Here is a 22,439-nt window from a genome sequence, read left to right as displayed (position 1 = left end):
ATTCTCCAGATTCGACAAACTGGATATCATCTTTCTCTCATTCATCCATTTCGCTCTTATCGTCGAAGCACTTAGGTAGTGTTAACAGGCCATAGATCATTATCGTAGTCCTTTGCTGTAAGCAGACTGAGAAAGTACTGGTGATTGATATTGTTGAAATAACCGTTCTTGATTATACCCGACTACCTTGATCCTTATGTTTGGTTGCAGAAAGCGACCAAGTTCGACATTGGTAGAGCACTCAAAACGAAGCCTACTCTGCAGATCGGACTAGCCAATTATTTAACAGAGAGATCGACTCTTTCATATTGCTATCCGTTAACTTTTATGTTGATTGAATAACCTAATGAAAAATAAATGAGCACTGAACTGCTTCCTGAGTTTATCAGGCAAAACTATGAAGTCCATGAGTGGAAGCATGCTTGCGCAATCCTGAAAGTAGATTTTCCTAAAGAATGGGATGATATTTTGGCGGTTCTAACTGCTTTCCGCTTAAATAAAAGCTGGATTACCAATTCCGGTGGAAGCAAATCTCAAGTTTCTAAATTTATAGATAGTTTTCTATATAGACGCAACTGGATTGAGAAAGAATTTAAAACACAAGTAGTTGTTGACCAGAATACTATAGATACGCCCACTCATAGAGTTGATTGTTTCAGAAATCGTGTAGCGCTGGAAATCGAATGGAATAATAAAGATCCATTTTATGATCGAGACTTGAACAATTTCAGATTGCTTTTCGATCTAAGAGCAATTAGCGTTGGCGTTATAATTACACGATGCGATGATCTTCAGGATATTTTTAATGATCTCGGTAGAGGAAGTTCATATGGTGCATCAACGACACATATGAGCAAGCTTCTACCACGCATCAAGGGCGGAAGTGGTGCTGGTTGCCCTTTGCTAGTACTGGGAATTTCAAAATCACTCTATGTGGAGGATGAATAAAAGTGGGAGCATCTGATGATTTATTGGAAGAGGTAGGAAAACGGAAGTTCTCAACTGTATTGGCTGATCCACCATGGCAGTTTAAAAACAGAACAGGGAAAATGGCTCCTGAACACAAGCGTCTTTCACGATACCCAACCATGACTCTACAAGAAATTAAAGATCTTCCTGTGGAAGCCATTGTGGAAAATACAGCGCATCTTTATCTATGGGTTCCAAATGCTTTGCTCGCCGATGGGCTGCAAGTAATGGAACATTGGGGGTTTACATATAAGACCAACTTAATCTGGTACAAAATTAGAAAAGATGGTGGCCCAGATAGAAGAGGCGTCGGTTTCTACTTCCGGAATGTGACCGAGATGATTCTGTTCGGAGTGAGAGGAAAAAGCGCACGCACGTTGCAGCCGGGAAGAAGTCAAGAAAACATCATCTCATCCCAAAAAAGAGAACACAGTAGAAAACCCGATGAGCAATATCAAATCATAGAATCTTGTAGTCCGGGTCCATATATTGAGCTTTTCTCAAGAGGGCCAAGAAAGAGTTGGTTTGTGTGGGGCAATCAGTCTCGTGAATACACCCCGGATTGGGATACATATTCTAACCACTCACAAGCAAATATTGTTCCTTTTAAACAGCGCACGCTGCTATAAATTAACTTATCCAAAATAACCGCAAAATCATCCACACCGCTATACCCATTGAAACGACGGCAAATCCCTGCTGTAGCCTTGAAGGCGCAAGATAGCCGGCAATAGCACGCCCTATCAACATGCCAGTCAATGCGCCGGCGGCAAAAGGCAGCGCAACCGGCCAATTCATCGTGCCCAGAACAGTTGCCGAAGCAACACCCACTGCAGAAATAAGCGCGATGACGGCCAGCGATGTCGCCAGTATGGATTGCATCGGAAGATTGGTGGCTCTTTTCAGCGCCGGAACAACCACAAAGCCACCGCCGACACCCAGCAAGCCTGATATAAATCCGGTGGCGATGCCTGAATAACCCAGCGCACGAACACACGGCCAGCCCCATATCAAGCGACCGCGTTCGTATTCCAGCCGACAGGGAATGGCAGCAGGATCGGATTGCGGATTTGCCGCATCCCTTGCTTCAGCCATCGGTTGCGCGCTTTGCCGCAACATATTCACCGCAACATAAAACAAAACCAGCGCAAATAACACCGTCAAAGGCGCATTCGGCAGCTTCTGCGCCAGCCATATTCCGGCGGGCGCTACCAGTATTCCGGTAATCGCAATAAACCCTGCCGCGCGGTAACGCACCCTTCCCTGCCGCAGCGCCATAAGCGCGCCAATCGTTGATGACACGCACACTGCGAGCAAAGCGATCGGAGCGGATTCGGCAACAGTAAAATGCAATCCGAAGATGAGCAGGGGCACTGCAATTATCGTTCCGCCTGCACCAGTCAGCGCAAGTACAGCGCCGGTGCAGGCGCCAAGCAGTATGCTGGCTAACAATATTTCCACGCCAGCTCAGCGTAGCTTGCGAGGATGGGCAAGCCACTCCTTGCCTTTTAACATGCCATTCCAATAAATCCATGGAAAAACGGTTTTCTTGAGAAACCAGTAGAACTTACTCGGCACGGTAGGATTCAATGGGAATGTGGACAATAATTTTCCACCGAAACCAAATTCAGCCAGAACTACCTTACCGTTTTCCACAGTCAGCGGACATGCGCCATAACCGTCGTAAAAGGCTGTAAATTCCCGGTCTTCTTTTTCCGCCAGCAGATTCTCGGCCACCACAACGATTTGCTTTCTGGCAGCTGCAGCGGTTTTTGTATTCGGTGAAGAACATGCATCTCCCAAGGAAAATATATTCGCATAATCGGTATGCTGCAGTGTCTTCTCATTCACCTTGCAAAAACCCCCGGCATCCGCCAAAGGACTATCGCGCAAAAAGTCCGGCGCCATTTGAGGCGGCGTTACATGCAGAAAATCAAAGGGTTTTGCTTCGCGAATCACCGTACCATTCGCATCTTTAATTTCAAAGTAGGCAATTTTCTGCATTCCGTCCACTTTGACCAGATTGGAATTAAATACCAGTTTTGCATGATAACGCCTAACGTACTCCATCAGGGATGGAACAAAATCAGCCACGCCAAACAGCACAGCGCCCGCCGTATCAAACTCAACGCTTATGTTTTCGAGACAACCCGCTTGCAGCCAGTGATCACAGGAAAGATACATGGCTTTCTGAGGCGCACCGGCGCATTTGATAGGCATGGGTGGCTGGGTGAAAATCGCTTTCCCGGATTTAAGCCCCTGTACCAATTCCCAGGTATAAGGCGCCAGATCATGACAATAATTCGAGGTGACACCATTTTTACCCAGCGTTTCTTCCAATCCTTCAATCTTTTCCCATGCGGTCCGGATGCCAGGGCATACAATCAACTGCCGGTAGCCGATTACCCGCCCATCATCCAGATGCACTTTGTTTTGCTCCGGATCAAACACAGCTGCGGATGCCTGTATCCACTCCGCGTTTTTTGGAATCACATCCCGCATCGGCTTTACCGTTTCAGCAATATCGTATGCGCCTGCACCCACCAGCGTCCAGGCAGGTTGATAATAGTGATGGTCACTGGGTTCGATAATTGCAATGCGCAAGGTTGGCCGCCGTTTGAGCAGACTGGCGGTCACCCCGATACCCGCCGAGCCACCGCCAATAACAACCACATCGAAAGCATTCCCCCAATTGCAGGCATCGATCACCGAATCCTGCACCTTCACTTTATCGCTGGTACTTTGCCGGGCCATCTCGTGTAAAGCAGCTGCACGCCTGCCGGAGTTACAAAACGCCAGAACCGGCTTAGGCAACTCAACCATTAGTTTCTGAAAAGCTTCAACACGTTCGGCAGGCACGGCGCCCATTTTGACAGGCAGATAAATAAAGGTAACGCCCAGAGCTTTAGCCATTGCTTCCAACGCTTCGCTATGTGGCTGACTCTCGCCCCCTTCATAATCCGGACGATTACAAATGATGGATTTGTAACCAGCTGCAGCAACTTTACTGATGTCATCAATACTAATCTGACCACTTACTGAAAACTGGTGATCCAGTTTAACAATATCCATGGATATGCCTAGCCTCCTTTATTAACCCGAGAATTGGTATCATACAAAGACTTTATTGGTATAAGAATCTGTCGCAAAAAAAGACCCATAAGCACTACAACCGCACTACAACCAATCTTCAGTCTTTCAGGCAGAATGTTTCTTGCAGTAGAGATTGAATAAAGTCTCCATGATTTGAATGGCCTCCGAGCTTGCTAGACTATAGTATATGTACTTACCTCTTCGTTCTGTCGAAACCAGATTTTCTTCACGCAACACGGTAAGCTGTTGCGATAAAGTGGGTTGATGAATGTCCAACAATTCTTCCAGTTCACCCACATTCCGTGTTCCCTGGCTAAGTTCGCATAAAATGAGCAATCGATCTTCATTAGCGAGGATCTTCAGCAATGCACAGGCCGCTGCAGCCGATGTGTGTAATGCTGCCATATCGTTTAAAACTGGTTGTGTTTTCATGTTTTATCATACTTTAGTGTAATTAATTATTCGAGGCCCCGAAATTCAACTATGATGACAAGGATATTAATCCTAATTTATTTTATAGCAATTGTCAGTAAACTTATTGACGTTTCCGCTGCATAATTTCGAAAATTCCCATCCCGCATAACATTGCTATCAGGAAGATAATGGCTTCCTGATTGCCCGATCCCACCAGCACTAACGCTGGCCCGGGGCAAATTCCCGCTATTCCCCAGCCGATCCCGAATACAATTCCACCTAATATCAAGCGCGTATCGATTTTGGTAACACTCGGTATCTGGATGTATCCGCCCAAATAGCTTTTCTTTTGTTTCTTTGCAATCGCAAAAGCTATTGAGCTTACAGCGACCGCGCCAGCCATCGCCCCTATCAGCGAAGCATCCCAGCGACCCGTTATATCAAGAAAAGCCAATACAATTGCCGGATTAACCATGCCGGATAAAATAATTCCCAATCCGAATACGATTCCAGACACCCACGCCATCAAGCCAACCATTTGATATCCTCCATTATTCGCAGCCATTTAAACTAATTGGCAATCACATGTCTTACCACATAAACTGTCAGCATAGCCGTCAGTATAAATATTGCAGTTGCTGCAAAAGAGCGAATTGATCCTCGCGATAATCCACAAACCCCATGACCACTTGTACACCCGGAGCCCAATCGTGTTCCGTATCCAACTAATAAGCCGGCTAATAGCAACATCCAATGACTGGTATCAATCCGTATCTCCGGTAGAGCGAAAAAAATCTTCCAAATGGTTATCGATAAAACCAACCCCGAAATAAAGGCGATACGCCAACCGATATCTCCTTTTTGTAAACGGAATAAACCGCCTATAATTCCGGATATTCCAGCTATACGTCCATTAAACAGTAATAATATTGTCACCGCAAAACCTATTGCGAGCCCTCCTGCTACAGCTTGCCATGGTAATAAATCCAGATAATTAATATGCACCTCCTGCACTGAAAAAAATAATGTCATTAGACCATTATATAGTATATATTAAAATATAATAATTCCTATATTTGTACTATTTTCAATAATAACTTTATCTGAAAAACAACCCGGAGAATAAAATGAACCCCACCATACAAGCATTTTTTGATACCGTAACGCAGACTATCAGCTATGTTATTTTTGATGAAGCGGGAGGCCGTTGCGCCATTATTGATCCCGTACTGGATTACGACCCCAAGGCTGGAAAAACCCTCACCCATAATGCCGACAAGCTAATCGCATTTATTCATGCTCAACGTCTTTCGGTCCAGTGGATTCTAGAAACACATGCACATGCGGATCATTTGTCATCAGCCGATTACCTTAAGAATCAACTAGGTGGGAAAATTGGTATTGGTCAAAATATTCCTGCAGTTCAAAAAACATTCAAAAAAATTTTTAACTTTGGCGATGAATTCATTCCTGACGGCCATCATTTCGACCATTTGTTTTCTGACGGCGAGTTGTTTCAGATCGGAAAAATTACAGCCAAAGCGATTGCAGTATCAGGCCACACGCCCGCCGACATCGCATATCGAATCAACGATGTAATCTTTGTGGGCGACACGCTCTTTATGCCTGATGTCGGCACCGCGCGTGCAGATTTTCCGGGCGGCGATGCCCGCCAGTTGTTTAAATCCATTCAAAAAATACTGGCATTCCCACCGGAAACCCGTCTATTGATGTGCCACGATTACCCTCCCACCAAACGCCCGGAAAAATGGGAAAGTACGGTCGCTGAACAACGAGCGCACAATATTCACGTCCATACCGGGGTCACCGAAGACGAATTTGTAAAGATGCGCACTGAACGTGACGCAACGCTAGAAATGCCGAATTTGCTGCTACCCGCAATACAAATAAACATCAGAGGCGGCAAACTACCGCCAGTTGAATCTAATGGTGTTGCATACTTCAAAATACCGATTAACTTAATTTGATGCGTGATATTTAGATTCCATTGTATTCGAGAAAATACCACCTCTTCGTGATCTGGTTTAATGAAACCGGACAGTCCAGTTAAGAGAAAATAGCTTAATTGGAGGAAGAAAATGACAGCAAGAAAGCAATACACAAAGGAATTAAAATTAGATGCAGTCGGTCTGGTATTGGATCAGGACCATACGACATCGGAAGTATCTCGAAGCCTGGAAATCAGTGCCAATATGCTGAGGAGGTGGATCAGGGAATACCAGGCGGATGAAGCTGATCAGGACAGGGTAATTGTCGTCTAATAAACTTGATTAATGACTTTGGGCTAACACCGATATAGAGAAGCAAAGTAAATCCAATCTCAAATATTGGTAAAGAAAATGAATTTGCTAGAAACGGAAAACGGTATTAGCGGAGCCTAGTCAAATTTCTACAGCAACCATCCTTCAGGAATTATAATTTTATGCCGTTTATTTAATTGAGTTCATTATTAATTTTGAGGCATTCAAATGAAATATTTTTTATTGGCAATATCGATTTCAGTCATTTCTTCACCTGCATTAGCCAGTGATCTTGGTGTTTCAATCAGCATCGGACAACCAGGTTTTTATGGTCAAATTAATTTGGGCAGTCACTATCCCAGACCTCAAGTAATTTACCCCAATCCTGTTATAGCTATACCACCTGCTATCACTGTTCAACAACAACCAATTTATCTTCATGTACCACCAGGTCATGCTAAGAAGTGGAATAAGCATTGCTATCGTTATAACGCTTGCAATCAACCCGTGTATTTTATTCAGGAGAGTTGGTACAACGGTGTATATGTACCACATTATCAGAGCCAGAGTAATCATTTTGAGCACTATGGATCAGGACAGCGTCGAGATGACTATAGCGATAACCGCAGAAAACATCCAGAACGAAGAAATGAAGATCGTTCAGGTATGAATGGAAACTATCAGAGCGATAAGCATGAAGATCGTGGTTATAAAAAACGAGATAAGCATGACCAAGGAAAAGGTCAAAACAGGGGTAATCAGAAAGATTAACGGGAGCAAATATGAGGGGACTTATTTGGTACTACTTTAGAGAGAAAAGGAATATTGAAAAGCTTAATTTCCTTTTTACCTTAAGAATAATTTGACACCCCCTATCAACTCATACTTATCCTTTTAATCAAGTGCTTAACACACTTCAACAAGCGGAATGCCACGCGCCCGATAGTCGTAGTTTTTTTGCGTCCAAATTTTGTTTCTGGCCGAGTAGTGGGTATCGATAAAATACCGGTGTAAATCGGGAAAGTTACCAGTCATCTTGTTGCGGTGTTCAAGTACTTGGCCGCCTCTCTGAACAGGAGGCGAATATTGAGCAAATCAACAAGGAGGCCATCATGGCCGATCAATCCAAAAGTACGTCCCCACGTCGCACCCGCAAAACCAAATCAGTATCAACACCACAAGTAACTCATCTCACGCCAGCAATGATCGAGAATCATGCTCGCAGGCGGCGCTTAAGGAAATTCGAGACTTCATTGATAACAGCACAGAAGCAGAAATGCGTGTTGCCGGTCATGTATGCCCTTTTGGCGATCCAGTATGCAGGATAAAAGAAATACGCCAATACTTGGTGAGTCTATCGCCAAGTGCAAAGTAATTCCTTTCCCTGCTAAGTCTACAACCATCAATGGTGGATGAGATGATTCCCTAATGAGGGAATACACTAACCCGTCAGAATGGCGGGTTTATTGTTTTATGACACAAAGTAGCAATATGGCAGCAATACGCATAGACCACTTTAAAGATACTTATATAACTCATTGTTTTTTTATGGTGCCGACACCAAGAATCGAACTCGGGACCTTCTGATTACAAATCAGCTGCTCTACCATCTGAGCTATGCCGGCAATTAATTCGGTAAGAAAGGGCTCAAATTAATAGATTTATTTGATTACCTTAAGTTTCGGTTTGCGTGTCTTCTTTTCCTGCAGTAATTCAGAATCTTGATTTGAATTACTATTTCTAAACGTATTCATAACTTCCTGGTTTTCTTTTCTTTCATCAGAAAATGCAATACCTTGATTCACTTCCTTAGCAAAGATGCTATTAATCGCATTAATTGGTATCTCGAGTTTTCTTTCCACACCATTAAATCTTGCAGTAAAGCCTACAATATTATTATTAATAATAAGTTCGTTAACAGCGTTTATATTTATATTAAAAACGATTTCATTTTGTTTAATATATTCCTTTGGAACATTTAATTCGGGAAATGCTTGGACCGATATATAAGGCGTAAATCCACTGTCTATACACCAATCATAAATTGAACGAACTAAATAGGGCTTTGTTGAGTTAATTGTCATTTCCGCATCACTTTCTCTGAAGCTGACAATGCATCAATAAATAGTGGTCGACTGAACAATCTTTCAGAATATTTTAGCAATGGTGCTGCTTGTTTTGGGAGGCGAATTCCAAAATGCTCTAAACGCCAAAGCAACGGCGCTATCGCAACATCAAGCATGGAAAATTCATCGCCTAACATGAACTTTTGCTTCTCAAAAATTGGTGAGATGATCGTGAGGTTATCGGATATAACGGTTCGAGCTTTATCCACTATTTTTTGATCTGCATTTTCAAAAGCATCAATGTGACAAAACAGCTCTTCCTCAAAACGATACAGTAATAGCCGTGCACGAGCACGCATAACCGGATCAGCTGGCATCAACTGGGGGTGCGGAAAACGATCATCGATGTATTCATTAATAATGTTTGATTCATACAATACTAGATCGCGTTCCACCAGCACCGGTGCTTTCCCGTACGGACTCATAACCGCCAAGTCTTCTGATTTATTATTAGGATCGACATCAATTACCTGGAAATCCATATCTTTCTCGTGCAATACAATTCTGCAACGATGACTATACGGGCAAGTAATTGTTGAATATAACGTCATCATAATTATGATTCTCTGACTCTGAATATTTTATATCTGTGGCAAACGACGTCAGTGAATATCTCTCCAATATTCTTTCTTCAAGAAGTAAGATAATGCCAACATGCCCAGCAAAAAAAGTATCACTTTAATACCTAATTCTTTCCGCACGCCGGCATGTGGTTCACCCAAATAAACCATATAATTCACTAAATCACCTACAAATTTATCAAATTCTACCGCAGTCATCTGACCTGGTTTATCCAGAATCAGGCTCCTCTGATCGCCATTTACTTCTAGTTTTTGCTCACCTTGCAGCTGATAAAGTACGTGAGGCATCGCGGCGCGATCAAATACCAAATTATTCCATCCAGTTCCTGTCGTATCGTCACGATAAAAAGCTTTTAAATAAGTATATAACCAGTCAGCCCCTCTTGATCGAGCTATAACCGACAGATCAGGTGGAGCTACACCAAACCATTCCTCACCCTCTTTCCTACGCATAGCAGATAACATCAAGTCACCCACTTTCTGTCCTGTATGAACCATTTTTTCAAGTATTTCTTCATTCGTATATCCGATATCACGGTGACGGTTATAACGCATATAACTTGCGCCATGGCATGTCAAACAAAAATTAACAAAGCTCTCGGCACCGCGTTGCAAAGAAGCATTGTCAGTGATGTCTACTAGAGCTCGCTCTAGCGGCATGCCAGATTCAGCAGCGCGCACACTGAACGGAACTATGCATAAGATTAATATAGCAACAATGGTTATTTTCTTCATTTTTTTACTCTTGTAGTCTTTTTGGCTCAGGTTTGGTTTTATCAATCTTGCTGTACCATGGCATCAAAACAAAAAATGCAAAATATATCACGGTAAAGATTTGCGCTAACAAGGTATACAAGGGAGTTGGTGATTTCGTACCCAACCAGCCTAATACGAAAAAGCTGATAACAAACAATGTTAAAGCGATCTTAAAATAAGGGCCTTTATAGCGCACCGATTTAACAGGACTTCTATCCAACCATGGCAAGAAACAGAAAATTACCACTGATCCCGCCATCAATATTACACCCCATAATTTAGCGTCTATTCCCAGAAAGTTCACAGTAACAGCACGCAGCATTGAATAATAAGGGGTGAAATACCAAACGGGTGCAATGTGATCAGGGGTTTGTAATGTATTGGCAGGTATAAAATTATTATATTCCAGGAAATATCCACCCATTTCAGGAGCAAAGAAAATAATCCCGCAGAAAACAATCAAAAACACTACAACACCTACAATATCCTTAACCGTGTAATAGGGATGGAATGGTATGCCGTCAACAGGAATTCCGGTGGAAGGGTTTTTATTTTCTTTTATCTCAATCCCATCCGGATTATTTGATCCGGTTTCGTGTAAGGCAAGAATATGCACAAATACTAAAACCAGCAACACCAATGGCAACGTTACGACGTGATAAGCAAAAAAACGATTAAGCGCTGCATCAGAAAGGGTGAAATCACCCAAAAGCCATTGTTGAAGCGTTTCACCAATTACCGGAATCGCTCCAAACATACTGACAATTACTTGCGCGCCCCAGTAAGACATCTGCCCCCATGGCAAAATATATCCGGTAAAGGCTAAGCTCATCAGCACAAAGAATATACACATACCTATTAACCACAGAAGCTCCCGCGGTTTACGATATGAACCATATAGCATGCCACGGAACATATGTAGATAAACCACGACAAAGAACATCGATGCACCCGTAGAATGCATATACCGGATTAGCCAACCATAATCCACATCACGCATGATATATTCAACCGACGCAAAAGCCTGACTGGCATCCGGTTTATAATTCATGGTTAGAAAAATACCGGTAATTAACTGATTAACTAATACCAGTAAGGCCAAGGAACCAAAGAAATACCAGAAATTAAAATTCTTTGGAGCATAATATTCGGAAAGATGAGCTTTCCAGTTAGACGTCAATGGAAAACGCTTATCAATCCATTCAATCATGGAGTTAAATATATTGCTCATTTACGCAGATCCCTCGCTTTCAGATCCAATTAAAAGACGACTATCACTCAAATAAACATGAGGAGGTACAACCATATTCGTGGGAGCCGGTACATGCTTATAGACGCGACCCGCCAAATCAAATTTTGAACCGTGACACGGACAGAAAAAACCACCCAGCCAATCAGGTCCCAGATCTGCTGGAGCAATATCTTTCCTAAATACAGGAGAGCAACCTAAATGAGTGCAAACACCCTCGGTAACCAGTATTTCAGGTTTGATTGATCGTGTACGATTTTTTGCATATTCCGGTTGCTGATTCTTCTCCGAATTTGGATCGGCCAATTCATCTTCTACTTTTTCCAGGGTTTCCAACATCTCTGGCGTACGATTCAACACCCACACGACTCTTCCTCTCCACTCGACCATCAGAAGCATACCAGGCTCAAGTTTTGATATATCTACCTCTACCGGCGCACCTGCTGCTTTAGCTCGTTCACTCGGCATCATACTTAACAAAAAAGGTGTTGCTATCGCAGCGCCCGCTACACCACCAGCCACAGAAGTCGCTGCGATCAAGAACTTTCTTCTATCGCTCATCTTCTCATTTATGCTGAAACTATCTGCCATCATAATCAATCATTCCATCAGTAATTTTTTCACGTAACCATATCAATAGAAATGAAATTCTTATCCAATCCCTATCACTTCCGCTAATTTATCCGCTAACGCCTGCTACAAAAGCGCGCAGTATACCACAATCATTTTAAGGATTATAGAAAACTCGATACAGATTGTATTGGCTGAAAGTCAAGCAAACAAAGCTGTAAGTGTATTATTTACAAAAGAATTACTTAACCTTTCCGTGACATTGTTTATACTTTTTACCGGAACCACAAGGACATGGTTGATTACGCCCTATTTTCTCGTTATCACGCACGAATGGTTGACTCTTTTCTGCTTGAATATTGCTGCGATTCGATTCTTCTCCTGAAACTTCGGCATAATTATCATGGTGATATTGCACATTCTCTGGCGATCGCAGTGTCTCAGTCACTGCTTCCACTTGCTGTTCATTTTTTATTTGCACTGTCATTAGTATCTTTGTTACTACGCTTTTGACTTCTTCGAGCATATTGGTAAAGAGCCCGAAAGCTTCTCGCTTATATTCTTGTTTTGGATTCTTTTGTGCATAGCCACGCAGATGTATACCCTGACGCAAATGATCCAATGCCGCCAAATGCTCGCGCCAATGAGAATCTAGAATTTGCAACATCACAACACGCTCATAGTGATGAATTATTTCGGCGCCAACCGCCTCAACTTTTTCCTGATACTTCTCATTGGCCAGATCAATGATCCGCTGACTCAAGCTTTCCTCATGCAAATCTGGCTGTTGTTCAAGCCATTTTTTCAATGGAAAATGTAATTGAAAATCCGTTGCAAGCGCTTTCTCAAGTCCGGTTACATCCCATTGTTCTTCAACACTCTGTGGCGGTATATACAAATTGAATAAATCGCTCAATACATTTTCACGAATCGCTGTGATAGTCTCCGAAATATTCTGTTCCGCTTCCAATAACTCATTGCGTTGCTGATAAATTACTTGCCGCTGATCGTTGGCGACATCATCGTATTCCAGCAATTGCTTACGCATATCAAAATTTCTTGCTTCGACTTTGCGTTGCGCATTCTCAATAGCTTTTGTAACCCAGGGATGCTCGATAGCCTCCCCTTCTGGCATATTAAGGCGCGTCATAATATTTGCGACACGATCAGAGGCAAATATGCGCAGCAGCGGATCTTCCAATGATAGAAAAAAGCGACTGGAACCCGAATCGCCCTGCCTGCCCGACCGACCGCGCAATTGATTATCGACCCGACGCGACTCATGCCGCTCGGTACCGATAATATGTAACCCTCCATTTCTCAAAACTTCTTCATGGACGGCCTTCCATTTTTCCGAAACTTCATTAATTTGCTTGAGCTTAACTTCCTCGCTTATTTTTTCATCGTGCCGTATACGCTCAATTTCCGGTTCCGGATTCCCTCCCAGTACAATATCAGTCCCACGGCCTGCCATATTGGTGGCAATTGTAACCATTTTAGGACGTCCAGCTTGTGCAACGATACTTGCTTCACTTGCATGTTGTTTGGCATTCAAAACTTGATGCGGCAACTTTTCTCGCTCCAGCAGCTTGGATAATAATTCATTACTCTCAATGGATGTCGTACCTACCAGTACCGGCTGCCCTTGCTCATAACATTCTTTGATTTCTTGAATAATAGCTTCATTTTTCTCTTTCGTAGTCCGAAACACTAAATCCATCCGATCATCACGAACCATTGGCTTATGCGTCGGAATAATAACCGTCTCCAATCCATAGATTTGTTGAAATTCGGCTGCTTCCGTATCGGCTGTTCCCGTCATGCCAGAGAGCTTCTGGTACATACGAAAATAATTCTGAAAAGTAATTGAAGCCAGTGTCTGATTTTCTTTCTGAATAACCACCCCTTCTTTCGCTTCTACAGCTTGATGTAATCCATCGGACCAACGGCGGCCGGCCATCAAACGTCCGGTAAACTCATCAACGATAACCACCTCATCATTTTGCACAACATAATGTTGATCGAGAAAATATAAACTATGTGCGCGCAAACCTGCGTTTATGTGATGAATCAAGTTGATATTAGCCGGATCATAGAGACTGGTGCCTGATTTCAGTAATCCAGCGGATGCCAATAATTTCTCAGCGTGCTCAAAACCAGATTCGCTTAATGTAACCTGATGAGATTTTTCATCGACGCTATAATCACCCGGACTATCTTCCGTTTCTTGGCGAATCAATTTGGGAATCAGTGCATTGATACGTACGTAGATCTCTGTATCACCTTCCGCTTGCCCTGAAATGATTAATGGTGTGCGTGCTTCGTCAATCAAGATCGAATCCACCTCATCCACGATCGCAAAATTAAGTACGCGCTGCACTCGCTCATTTGTGTGAGTCACCATATTGTCGCGCAAATAATCGAATCCATATTCATTATTCGTACCATAGGTTATATCCGCAGCATATGCAGCCTGTTTATCACCATACGACATCTGCCCATAAATAACACCGACACTCAACCCAAGAAACTGATAAATTTTCCCCATCCAACCAGCGTCACGTTTTGCCAGATAATCGTTCACGGTAACAACATGCACGCCATTACCCGATAATGCATTCAGGTAAGCTGGCAAAGTTGCCATAAGAGTTTTACCCTCACCGGTACGCATCTCTGCAATATTACCTTCGTGCAACACCATGCCGCCGATAAGTTGTACGTCAAAATGACGCATTTGTAACACCCTTTTACCAGCTTCACGTACAACAGCGAATGCTTCCGGAAGTAGATCGCTCAGCTCCTCCCCATTTTGGATACGCTGCTTAAATTTATCCGTTTTGGCACGTAAATCATCATCGGATAACCCTGAAATGACCGGCTCCATTTCATTAATAGCACGCACGACTTGAGAATACTGTTTAATCATTCGGTCGTTGCGGCTACCGAAAATTTTCTTGAGTAGATTACCTAACATAAATAATAAGTCTCTAATGATTCCGTATTTGAACAATCTGTTAAGAAACGAAGCGTGAAATTCTTTCTCGCTCTGCGAAATATCTGAAAAGTATTACAGGCTGCCGGGAAACCATCCGGAGTAGTGCTGAAAACGGGCCCGCGGAATGTTCTTCCAGATATTAAGAATACCTTCACCTATTCTCGCCATGCATCCACTTTCCAGAAAGTTTTTCAACGATCTATAAGGCTCGATTCAACCTGGCTTTTTCAGAAATTTGGCTGGATTTTGCGGCTTATCTTTGTGTCGAATCTCAAAATGCAAATGTGGTCCGGTAGAACGTCCGGTACTGCCAACCTCAGCTATCTTCTGCCCCTGCAATACAACTTCCCCGAGTTTCACCATCCGCTTCGATGCATGCGCGTACCGACTTACCAAATCGTCGCCATGATCAATCTCAACCATATTACCATATTCAGAATGGCGATCCGAATAGATCACTACTCCACTGGCTGCAGCTTTTATCGGTGTACCCGTTTTTGCGGCAAAATCGACACCTTCATGAAATGCCTTCTTTCCGGTAAAAGGGTCAATCCGATAACCAAAACCGGAGGAATACCAATCTGTTTCAACCGGCATTTCAGAAGGTAAAACAAATTTGGTTACCCTGCCATAACGCAATAACGAATCGAGAACCCCCAGCTTATCCGCTCTTTCATCGAGCATAGTGGACAATTCCTGGAGCATATCGCCAAACTCTCCAACAGTTAGCTCATTCGCCGCAAGATCGAGACCACTTCTCGGCCCGCCTTGTCCCGGCACTTCTTTAAACAGAAAATCATGTGATTTGATTCCTGAAGATTCTGCCAAGCGCTCACCCAAGGCATCCAGGCGAATTAATTGCGCTTGCATATGCCCAAGTTTACTGGCCATAATGTTCAGATTATCTTGCAGGTGAGCTTGAATTTTTTGATGTTTTTCCTCTTGTGGATTAACCAAAACTGCCCTTAATAATGGAGCATCGATTTTGTCAGCATAACGCAGCGAAATAAAATTCAGCCCTAATGCCGCTATTACAACTATGATAGAAAAAATGCCTGACAATAATATGATACGCGATCTTGTCAGTGTCAGTTTGCGCGCTCGCTCCGTATTACTAGAAATAAAAATAATATTCATACTTTATTCTCACAGGATATTTTTTAAATAACCATGCTTCCTCTTAAAGTTGATTCATATCTTGATCTTCTGGGAAAAATGCCCGAATATGCAAGCCTGCTTTCATCAGCACGTCAATTGCATAAAGCCCAATTAGTATTCTTTAAACTCATTCCAGCGCAGTTAACACAATATTGTCGCCTGGGCCTAATTCAGGACGGCAAGTTAACCATTCTGGTAGAAAATGGCGCAGTTGCTTCAAAACTCAAGCAAATTTCACCATCACTGCTAATTAAGCTACAGCAGTGTGGCTGGAAAGTTACTGCATTTCAAATATTGGTGCAAGCACATAACTCACTCAGAAACTCAAGATCGCTTGAAAAGCAAGAACATAGTAAAAGAAAATTGAAGCTGAGTCAGACTGGCAAAGAATGCTTAAATCAGCTCGCTGCTACGATGTCAGATTCAGAACTCAAAAAAACCATCCAATTCTTCGTAAGAAAGCATCAAGACAACTCAATTGATTACAATGATCCAGAAACGTAATGCAAATGATGAATCAACCCTATGTAACGAAGCTCATTATTCTGATACACCCCATGCATCAATTGCCCACGCCAATCAATATCCTAGAGAAATCGGCACTATTCTTATCCACGATTGTCTACTTGATTTTTATATTCTGTGACCGTCTCATATATAATGCGGAAATATTGACCAGGTTTATACATGCTAAAGCAATGGCTATTAACTGTATGTTAAGGCCTTTATTTTTCCGATGATGATTTAATCTCAAAGTGTCAGTCTAGCTCCGATTATCCGACTGACCGTAAAAAAACCCTATGAATGTTTTTTATGAAGAAGCTGGAACCTTCAAAATAGGAACCATACTAGCTGACAATAATACCTCGCTACAAATAGAGGCTATTCATGGCAAGCGCTCAAAGATTAAAACCGCATCGGTGTTATTCAAATTCGATACACCACCGCTATCCGAATTCATGAGCCATGTCCAGAAAATCATTGAAGAATTGGACCCCAATTTTCTTTGGGAGTGCTGCGCACAGGAAGTCGAATTTGCCAGCAATACGCTCGCTGCCGATTACTTTGGATACTCACCCAGCCCGGTTGAGGCTGCTGCCACATTGATGCTGCTTCAAAATGCTCCGATGTATTTTTACAAAAAAGGGCAAGGGCGCTACAAGGCAGCACCGCCCGATGCACTCAAAGCGGCCCTCGCCAGCCTGGAGAAAAAACGCCTGCAAGCAGAACAACAAGCGCGTTATGTTGAGCAACTTAACCAGTTCATTCTGCCCGAGGAATTTAAACCGCGCCTCCCACAATTGCTCTACAAACCAGAAAAAAATTCCATCGAGTGGAAAGCTCTCGAAGCCGTTTGTGCCGAAACCAGGCATACTCCCGTAAAGCTAATGGAAAAATGTGGCGCCATCCCATGTTCACACGATTATCATTTCAATCAATTTGTCTATGAACATTTTCCCTCTGGCATCGGTTTTAATGAATTGGATTCACAACCGACAGCTAGTAAAATTAGCGATTTATCCTATACAGATGTAGCGGCGTTCAGTATAGACGATGCCTCAACGACCGAAATTGATGATGCATTCTCCGTCACACCCTTGTCATTGGGAAGTTTCCGCATTGGCATTCATATTGCCGCACCTGCTCTTGGAATTGACCCCGATTCTTCACTTGATAAAACCGCTGCCGCACGATTATCGACGGTATATTTACCCGGAAACAAAATCACCATGCTGCCGGAAGCAGTCATCAATCACTTTACACTCGCGGAAAATACGGTATGTCCGGCACTTTCATTATACCTAGACGTTTCTGATGATTTTACCGTCATAAAAACCGAAAGCCGGATCGAGAAAATAAAAATCATTGCAAACTTGCGTCACAACGAATTAGAGCAACACTTCAATGAGATCGCATTAAACAAGGGAGATTTCCAACATACCTTTAACCAGGAATTAAGCCTCCTATGGAAATTCGCCTGCAAAATGGAAAATCAACGTGGCAAAGCCAACGATATCAATGGCGACAAAATTGATTATAGTTTTGAAATCAAAGACAATCGTGTCACAATCAGCGAACGCAGACGCGGATCTCCCATTGATAAGGTAGTCTCCGAATTGATGATTTATGTCAATATGGAATGGGGCAAGCAGCTCGCTGACGCGGGCATTACAGGTATTTTTCGCAGCCAGGCAAATGGAAAAGTCAGAATGAGCACTTCTCCCGCTCCGCATCAAGGACTCGGGGTCTCGCAATATGCCTGGAGCAGTTCTCCCATGAGGCGCTATGTGGATTTAATCAACCAACGGCAAATCATTGCGCTATTACGTAATGAACCACCGTTTTACCTCAAAAATAGCGACAAGCTTTTAATTGCGATGCGCGATTTTGAAATGATTTATAGTATTTATGGGGAATTTCAACGAGCAATGGAACGTTACTGGTGCTTGCGCTGGTTGCTGCAAGAAAGTATTCACACTATCGATGCTCAGGTTATTAAGGAAAATTTAGTAAAATTTGACCATATTCCTTTTATTATGCGAATTCCTTCACTACCGGAAATAGCGCCAAATACTTACGTCAAACTTAAATTATCCGAAATAGATTTACTGGAGCGGACTTTGCATGCAGAATTCTTGCACAAGCAGGATGTATGAGATTTACTTATACAGAAACTTAATGAGCCATGCGACAAGCAAAAAGCTATCCCCTAAAATACTGCAACCCCTAGAAATCTTAGATTTAACTTTCAAGGTTTGATTCTTTGGCTGTGATCTTTCAAACACACGCAATTTCATCCATGACATCGGGTGGTTATCAATTTTTACAAACCAATCGCATCTTTGTTGCGATGGTAGCTTCTTTACTGTTACACGTTATTATATTATTTGGGGTAACCTTTCAATTTCCGCAACCCAAAATTGACAAAATTGCATCCTCCCTCGAGGTTGTGCTGGTTAACAATAAAACATTAAGCCAACCTAAAGAAAGTAAAGTACTTGCGCAAGATAATCTGGACGGCGGCGGCAATACAGACGATGATCGCAAGGCAAAAACACCTCTCCCTGTTCTGCCGAAAAGCAAGCCTATCTTCAATGAAAAGGTAGCACAACAAAAAGTAAAACAATTGGAACAGGAAGCCAAGAAATTAATGGCTGCTGTCAGCGATATCCCGCAAATCCAGGCACTCGACACACAAGATAATGAAAATGAAGGTGAAAATAAACCCGTGGATGTCGATGCTAATGAATTATTACTGCGCAGCCTTGATATCGCCCGGCTCAGAGCGCAGGTGGATCAAGATCATGATAGCTATCAGAAACGTCCAAAAAGAAAATTTGTTGGTGCACGTACCAGAGAATATCGCTTTGCGCGTTATGTTGAAGATTGGCGTTTGAAAGTTGAGCGTATCGGCAACTTGAATTACCCGGAAGCCGCCAGAAAAGAGAAACTATACGGCAACTTGCAACTCACCGTTGGTATTCGTGCTGACGGCAGCCTGGAATCAATTGAAGTTAACCGCTCATCCGGAAAAAAGATTCTCGATGACGCCGCCATCAACATCGTAAAACTGGCCGGGCAAAATGGATTTGCACCTTTCCCACCCGATATTAGTCAAGACACGGATATTCTACATATTACCAGAACGTGGGTATTTGCATCCTCTGACACATTGCTCAGTCAATGATTCTTTATTGAAACTGGAATTCTCCCTACCTTCAAATTTAATTAAGAAGTTTCTTACACTTATGCCAGATTTGTATGCTGTGATCGGTAACCCCATATCACATAGTAAATCACCACTGATTCATACCACCTTTGCCCAACAAACAAACCAATCCATGCAATATGACGCCCGCTTGGCCCCGCTTGATGGTTTCATGCCTGCCGTGGAAAATTTCCGTCAACAGGGCGGCAAAGGACTGAACGTCACCGTACCCTTCAAGCTGGAAGCTCATCATCTATCAACTCATTTGACGGAACGAGCGAGAATCGCACAAGCAGTTAACACCCTCAAATTTGAAAATAACGGGATATCAGGTGATAACACGGATGGGGCCGGACTCATTCGCGACATCGAATCGAATTTGGGCATCTCTATTGCGGCAAGGCGCATACTACTGCTCGGCGCCGGCGGTGCCGCGAGGGGCGTGATTCTTCCGCTACTGCAGCAAAACCCCGCTCTACTGGCTATAGTAAACCGCACACCGCACAAAGCTGAGGCATTGCAACAACAGTTTACTTCACATGGTCATATCGTAGCGGGTGATCTTATAGCTTTCTCGGATGAAAAATTCGATATCATTATCAACGCTACTTCTGCCAGCCTACACAATGCATTACCTCAAATACCCGCCAGCATTTTTTCACATGCCGCACTTGCCTACGATATGATGTACAACCATGAACTTACTCACTTCCTTAAATTTGCTCAACTGCACGGCGCTCAACGATTGGCGGATGGTATCGGTATGCTGGTCGAGCAAGCCGCTGAATCTTTCTTTATCTGGCGCGGCATCTATCCTCAGACAAAACCAGTCATTACAATGTTAAAATCGCGCCTGTAAGGCCAATCTTACGTGCTTCTTCTGATATAGCCATAGATTTCATTAAACCGATTTAACTGAACGTAGCACCGATTCATAATTTTATGGTGTTGAAGCCGCAACGCGGTTTATACTCACCGGTCATCAGATTGCAAACTGTCCGGCGTATAAACAGTCTGAATTTATTCTCGATAAAAAGACTATTCTTGCAAACATAAATCCGTTATGACCGAAACGAACAACAATAATCAGGAAAGCCCATCGACTCCATTACAACAGGTCACTTTTCTGTTACAGAAATATAAATTAGTTGAAGGTTTGGTTAATTTGCAAGATGACACAAACCCATCACTCAACGAATCAGAAATCCAGAAGCAAAATCTAACCGAACTGCAGGTTTTTCTGGATCAGCTTCATCCTGCTGATATCGCTAACATTTTGGAAGCATTACCGCTCGAAGATCGCCTATTGATCTGGGGTATGATCAAAACGGATCGTGACGGTGAAGTATTGCTGGAAACCTCCGACGCCGTTCGCGCTTCGCTGATCACTGACATGGGCACTCAAGAGCTGGTTGCTGCCACGGAGTACCTGGATGCCGATGAAATCGCCGATCTTGCGCCTGATTTACCGCAAGAAGTGATGGATGATGTTTTCCGTTCACTACCCATAGAAGAACGCGAGCAACTGCGCTCAGCTATGTCGTATCCGGAAGATTCCGTAGGTGCGCTGATGGATTTTGATGTCATCACCATTCGTGAAGATGTGAGACTGGAAGTTGTTCTACGCTATTTGCGCCGCCTGGATGAAATGCCGGATCATACCGATCAATTATTCGTCGTGGACCGGAATGAGCAATTAAAAGGAGTATTGCTGATCAGTCGATTAGTCATCAGTGACCCTGACATCCTGGTCGCCGAAGTGATGACCAAGGAAATGATTAAACTGCGACCGAACGATGTCGCTCAACAAGCAGCTAACGCTTTTGAACGCTATGACCTGGTTTCAGCTTCAGTGGTAGATGAAAACAACAAATTACTCGGCCGTGTCACTGTCAACGTCGTCATCGACTTCATCCGTGAAACAGCTGAAAATGAAGCGCTGAACTTAGCGGGTTTAAGTGAAGAAGAAGATCTTTTTGCGCCGATTCTAAAAAGTGTCAAGAACCGCTGGGGTTGGCTGGCGATCAACCTGGTCACTGCTTTTATCGCATCACGGGTTATCGGTTTATTTGAGGATTCTATCGAGAAGCTGGTAGCCCTCGCCGCGCTCATGCCGATCATTGCAGGCATTGGCGGCAACTCAGGCAATCAGACCATCACCATGATCGTACGCGCACTGGCATTGGACCAGATCAACACTCGAAGCGCATGGAAATTAATCACCAAGGAAGTAGGCGTGAGCCTCGTCAATGGTCTGTTATGGGGAACTGTAGTCGGCTTATTCACCTTCGCCATTTATCAAAATGCCGAACTGGGTTTAGTAATGACTCTGGCCATGACGCTCAACTTGCTGCTAGCCGCGTTATTAGGCGTAATGATACCATTAACTTTACGCAAACTTGGCCGCGACCCGGCTTTAGGTTCCAGCGTGATGATCACCGCGGTGACGGATAGCGGCGGATTCTTTATTTTCTTGGGCCTGGCAACCTTTTTCCTGCTATAAAGTACGATTGAAATTTTGATCTGACAAACTGATTGTTAAATCAGCTAGAACCAGG

The 22,439-nt window shown here is 43.2% G+C and carries 22 protein-coding genes, 1 tRNA gene and 1 pseudogene; 11 read left to right on the top strand and 13 right to left on the bottom strand.

Annotation, left to right across the window (positions count from 1 at the left end; genetic code table 11):
• Positions 1 to 357 precede the first annotated feature (357 nt).
• Both C4S39_RS13290 and C4S39_RS13285 read left to right on the top strand, forming a co-directional pair.
• Positions 358 to 948, top strand: a complete 591-nt coding sequence (locus C4S39_RS13290) for a BglII/BstYI family type II restriction endonuclease (RefSeq protein WP_103967438.1) — start codon at positions 358 to 360, stop codon at positions 946 to 948.
• A gap of 2 nt (positions 949 to 950) precedes the next feature.
• A complete protein-coding gene (locus tag C4S39_RS13285; RefSeq protein ID WP_103967437.1) occupies positions 951 to 1,598 on the top strand; it encodes an MT-A70 family methyltransferase in 648 nt (215 codons plus the stop codon).
• 1 nt (position 1,599) lies between these two features.
• On the opposite strand, the gene C4S39_RS13280 is transcribed toward C4S39_RS13285, so the two are convergent.
• The 5 genes from C4S39_RS13280 to C4S39_RS13260 all read right to left on the bottom strand — a co-directional run bounded on the left by C4S39_RS13280 (position 1,600) and on the right by C4S39_RS13260 (position 5,508).
• Entirely contained in the window at positions 1,600 to 2,430 is an 831-nt protein-coding gene (locus C4S39_RS13280; RefSeq protein ID WP_103967436.1) for a sulfite exporter TauE/SafE family protein, read from the bottom strand.
• 6 nt (positions 2,431 to 2,436) lie between these two features.
• A complete protein-coding gene (locus tag C4S39_RS13275) occupies positions 2,437 to 4,041 on the bottom strand; it encodes a bifunctional protein tyrosine phosphatase family protein/NAD(P)/FAD-dependent oxidoreductase (RefSeq protein ID WP_103967435.1) in 1,605 nt (534 codons plus the stop codon).
• Positions 4,042 to 4,167: 126 nt separating this feature from the next.
• Entirely contained in the window at positions 4,168 to 4,494 is a 327-nt protein-coding gene (locus C4S39_RS13270; protein WP_103967434.1) for an ArsR/SmtB family transcription factor, read from the bottom strand.
• A 103-nt stretch (positions 4,495 to 4,597) separates the two neighbouring features.
• Complete coding sequence (locus C4S39_RS13265) at positions 4,598 to 5,014, bottom strand: DUF6691 family protein (protein WP_103967433.1); 417 nt, start codon at positions 5,012 to 5,014, stop codon at positions 4,598 to 4,600.
• Positions 5,015 to 5,046: 32 nt separating this feature from the next.
• Positions 5,047 to 5,508, bottom strand: coding sequence for a YeeE/YedE family protein (locus C4S39_RS13260; protein ID WP_258039451.1), 462 nt, complete (start codon positions 5,506 to 5,508; stop codon positions 5,047 to 5,049).
• Positions 5,509 to 5,603: 95 nt separating this feature from the next.
• Here C4S39_RS13260 and C4S39_RS13255 point away from each other — a divergent pair, with 95 nt between their 5' ends.
• From C4S39_RS13255 to C4S39_RS13240, 4 genes and pseudogenes are all read left to right on the top strand, one after another.
• Positions 5,604 to 6,464, top strand: a complete 861-nt coding sequence (locus C4S39_RS13255; protein ID WP_103967432.1) for an MBL fold metallo-hydrolase — start codon at positions 5,604 to 5,606, stop codon at positions 6,462 to 6,464.
• Between the two features lie 111 nt (positions 6,465 to 6,575).
• A pseudogene (locus C4S39_RS13250) lies at positions 6,576 to 6,737 on the top strand (transposase); the annotation flags it as partial.
• Between the two features lie 228 nt (positions 6,738 to 6,965).
• Positions 6,966 to 7,508: a hypothetical protein gene (locus tag C4S39_RS13245; protein ID WP_181023832.1), complete on the top strand. Its 543-nt coding sequence runs from the start codon at positions 6,966 to 6,968 to the stop codon at positions 7,506 to 7,508.
• A 341-nt stretch (positions 7,509 to 7,849) separates the two neighbouring features.
• Positions 7,850 to 8,065 (top strand): hypothetical protein, encoded by a 216-nt coding sequence (locus tag C4S39_RS13240; protein WP_103967431.1) that lies wholly within the window; start codon positions 7,850 to 7,852, stop codon positions 8,063 to 8,065.
• Positions 8,066 to 8,286: 221 nt separating this feature from the next.
• On the opposite strand, the gene C4S39_RS13235 is transcribed toward C4S39_RS13240, so the two are convergent.
• The 8 genes from C4S39_RS13235 to C4S39_RS13200 all read right to left on the bottom strand — a co-directional run bounded on the left by C4S39_RS13235 (position 8,287) and on the right by C4S39_RS13200 (position 16,151).
• A tRNA-Thr gene (locus C4S39_RS13235) sits at positions 8,287 to 8,362 on the bottom strand.
• A gap of 36 nt (positions 8,363 to 8,398) precedes the next feature.
• Positions 8,399 to 8,821, bottom strand: a complete 423-nt coding sequence (locus C4S39_RS13230) for a ClpXP protease specificity-enhancing factor (protein WP_103967430.1) — start codon at positions 8,819 to 8,821, stop codon at positions 8,399 to 8,401.
• Entirely contained in the window at positions 8,818 to 9,417 is a 600-nt protein-coding gene (locus tag C4S39_RS13225) for a glutathione S-transferase N-terminal domain-containing protein (RefSeq protein WP_103967429.1), read from the bottom strand. Before C4S39_RS13225 ends, C4S39_RS13230 begins: the two co-directional genes overlap by 4 nt.
• Positions 9,418 to 9,465: 48 nt before the next feature.
• Positions 9,466 to 10,179 carry a cytochrome c1 gene (locus tag C4S39_RS13220; RefSeq protein WP_103967428.1) on the bottom strand — a complete coding sequence of 238 codons (714 nt, stop codon included), beginning with the start codon at positions 10,177 to 10,179 and terminating at the stop codon, positions 9,466 to 9,468.
• A gap of 4 nt (positions 10,180 to 10,183) precedes the next feature.
• The gene (locus C4S39_RS13215) at positions 10,184 to 11,431 is read right to left on the bottom strand and encodes a cytochrome b (protein ID WP_103967427.1); all 1,248 of its coding nucleotides are present in this window, start codon (positions 11,429 to 11,431) and stop codon (positions 10,184 to 10,186) included.
• A complete protein-coding gene (gene petA / locus C4S39_RS13210) occupies positions 11,432 to 12,040 on the bottom strand; it encodes a ubiquinol-cytochrome c reductase iron-sulfur subunit (RefSeq protein WP_103967439.1) in 609 nt (202 codons plus the stop codon).
• 220 nt (positions 12,041 to 12,260) lie between these two features.
• On the bottom strand, positions 12,261 to 14,993 hold the full coding sequence (secA, locus tag C4S39_RS13205) for a preprotein translocase subunit SecA (RefSeq protein ID WP_103967426.1): 2,733 nt from the start codon (positions 14,991 to 14,993) through the stop codon (positions 12,261 to 12,263).
• 234 nt (positions 14,994 to 15,227) lie between these two features.
• Positions 15,228 to 16,151: a M23 family metallopeptidase gene (locus C4S39_RS13200; protein WP_103967425.1), complete on the bottom strand. Its 924-nt coding sequence runs from the start codon at positions 16,149 to 16,151 to the stop codon at positions 15,228 to 15,230.
• A gap of 33 nt (positions 16,152 to 16,184) precedes the next feature.
• Here C4S39_RS13200 and C4S39_RS13195 point away from each other — a divergent pair, with 33 nt between their 5' ends.
• From C4S39_RS13195 to mgtE, 5 genes are all read left to right on the top strand, one after another.
• Entirely contained in the window at positions 16,185 to 16,676 is a 492-nt protein-coding gene (locus tag C4S39_RS13195) for a DciA family protein (RefSeq protein ID WP_103967424.1), read from the top strand.
• 296 nt (positions 16,677 to 16,972) lie between these two features.
• Positions 16,973 to 18,829 (top strand): ribonuclease catalytic domain-containing protein, encoded by a 1,857-nt coding sequence (locus C4S39_RS13185; protein WP_103967422.1) that lies wholly within the window; start codon positions 16,973 to 16,975, stop codon positions 18,827 to 18,829.
• 143 nt (positions 18,830 to 18,972) lie between these two features.
• Entirely contained in the window at positions 18,973 to 19,860 is an 888-nt protein-coding gene (locus C4S39_RS13180; protein ID WP_103967421.1) for an energy transducer TonB, read from the top strand.
• Between the two features lie 61 nt (positions 19,861 to 19,921).
• On the top strand, positions 19,922 to 20,740 hold the full coding sequence (gene aroE, locus C4S39_RS13175; protein ID WP_103967420.1) for a shikimate dehydrogenase: 819 nt from the start codon (positions 19,922 to 19,924) through the stop codon (positions 20,738 to 20,740).
• 204 nt (positions 20,741 to 20,944) lie between these two features.
• Positions 20,945 to 22,384, top strand: coding sequence for a magnesium transporter (mgtE, locus tag C4S39_RS13170; RefSeq protein WP_103967419.1), 1,440 nt, complete (start codon positions 20,945 to 20,947; stop codon positions 22,382 to 22,384).
• Positions 22,385 to 22,439 lie beyond the last annotated feature (55 nt).

This window comes from Nitrosomonas ureae (assembly GCF_900108305.1).
GTDB lineage: Bacteria > Pseudomonadota > Gammaproteobacteria > Burkholderiales > Nitrosomonadaceae > Nitrosomonas > Nitrosomonas ureae_B.
The sequence above is the reverse complement of the archived record's forward strand: the minus strand, read 5'-3'. Positions and strand labels throughout refer to the sequence as shown.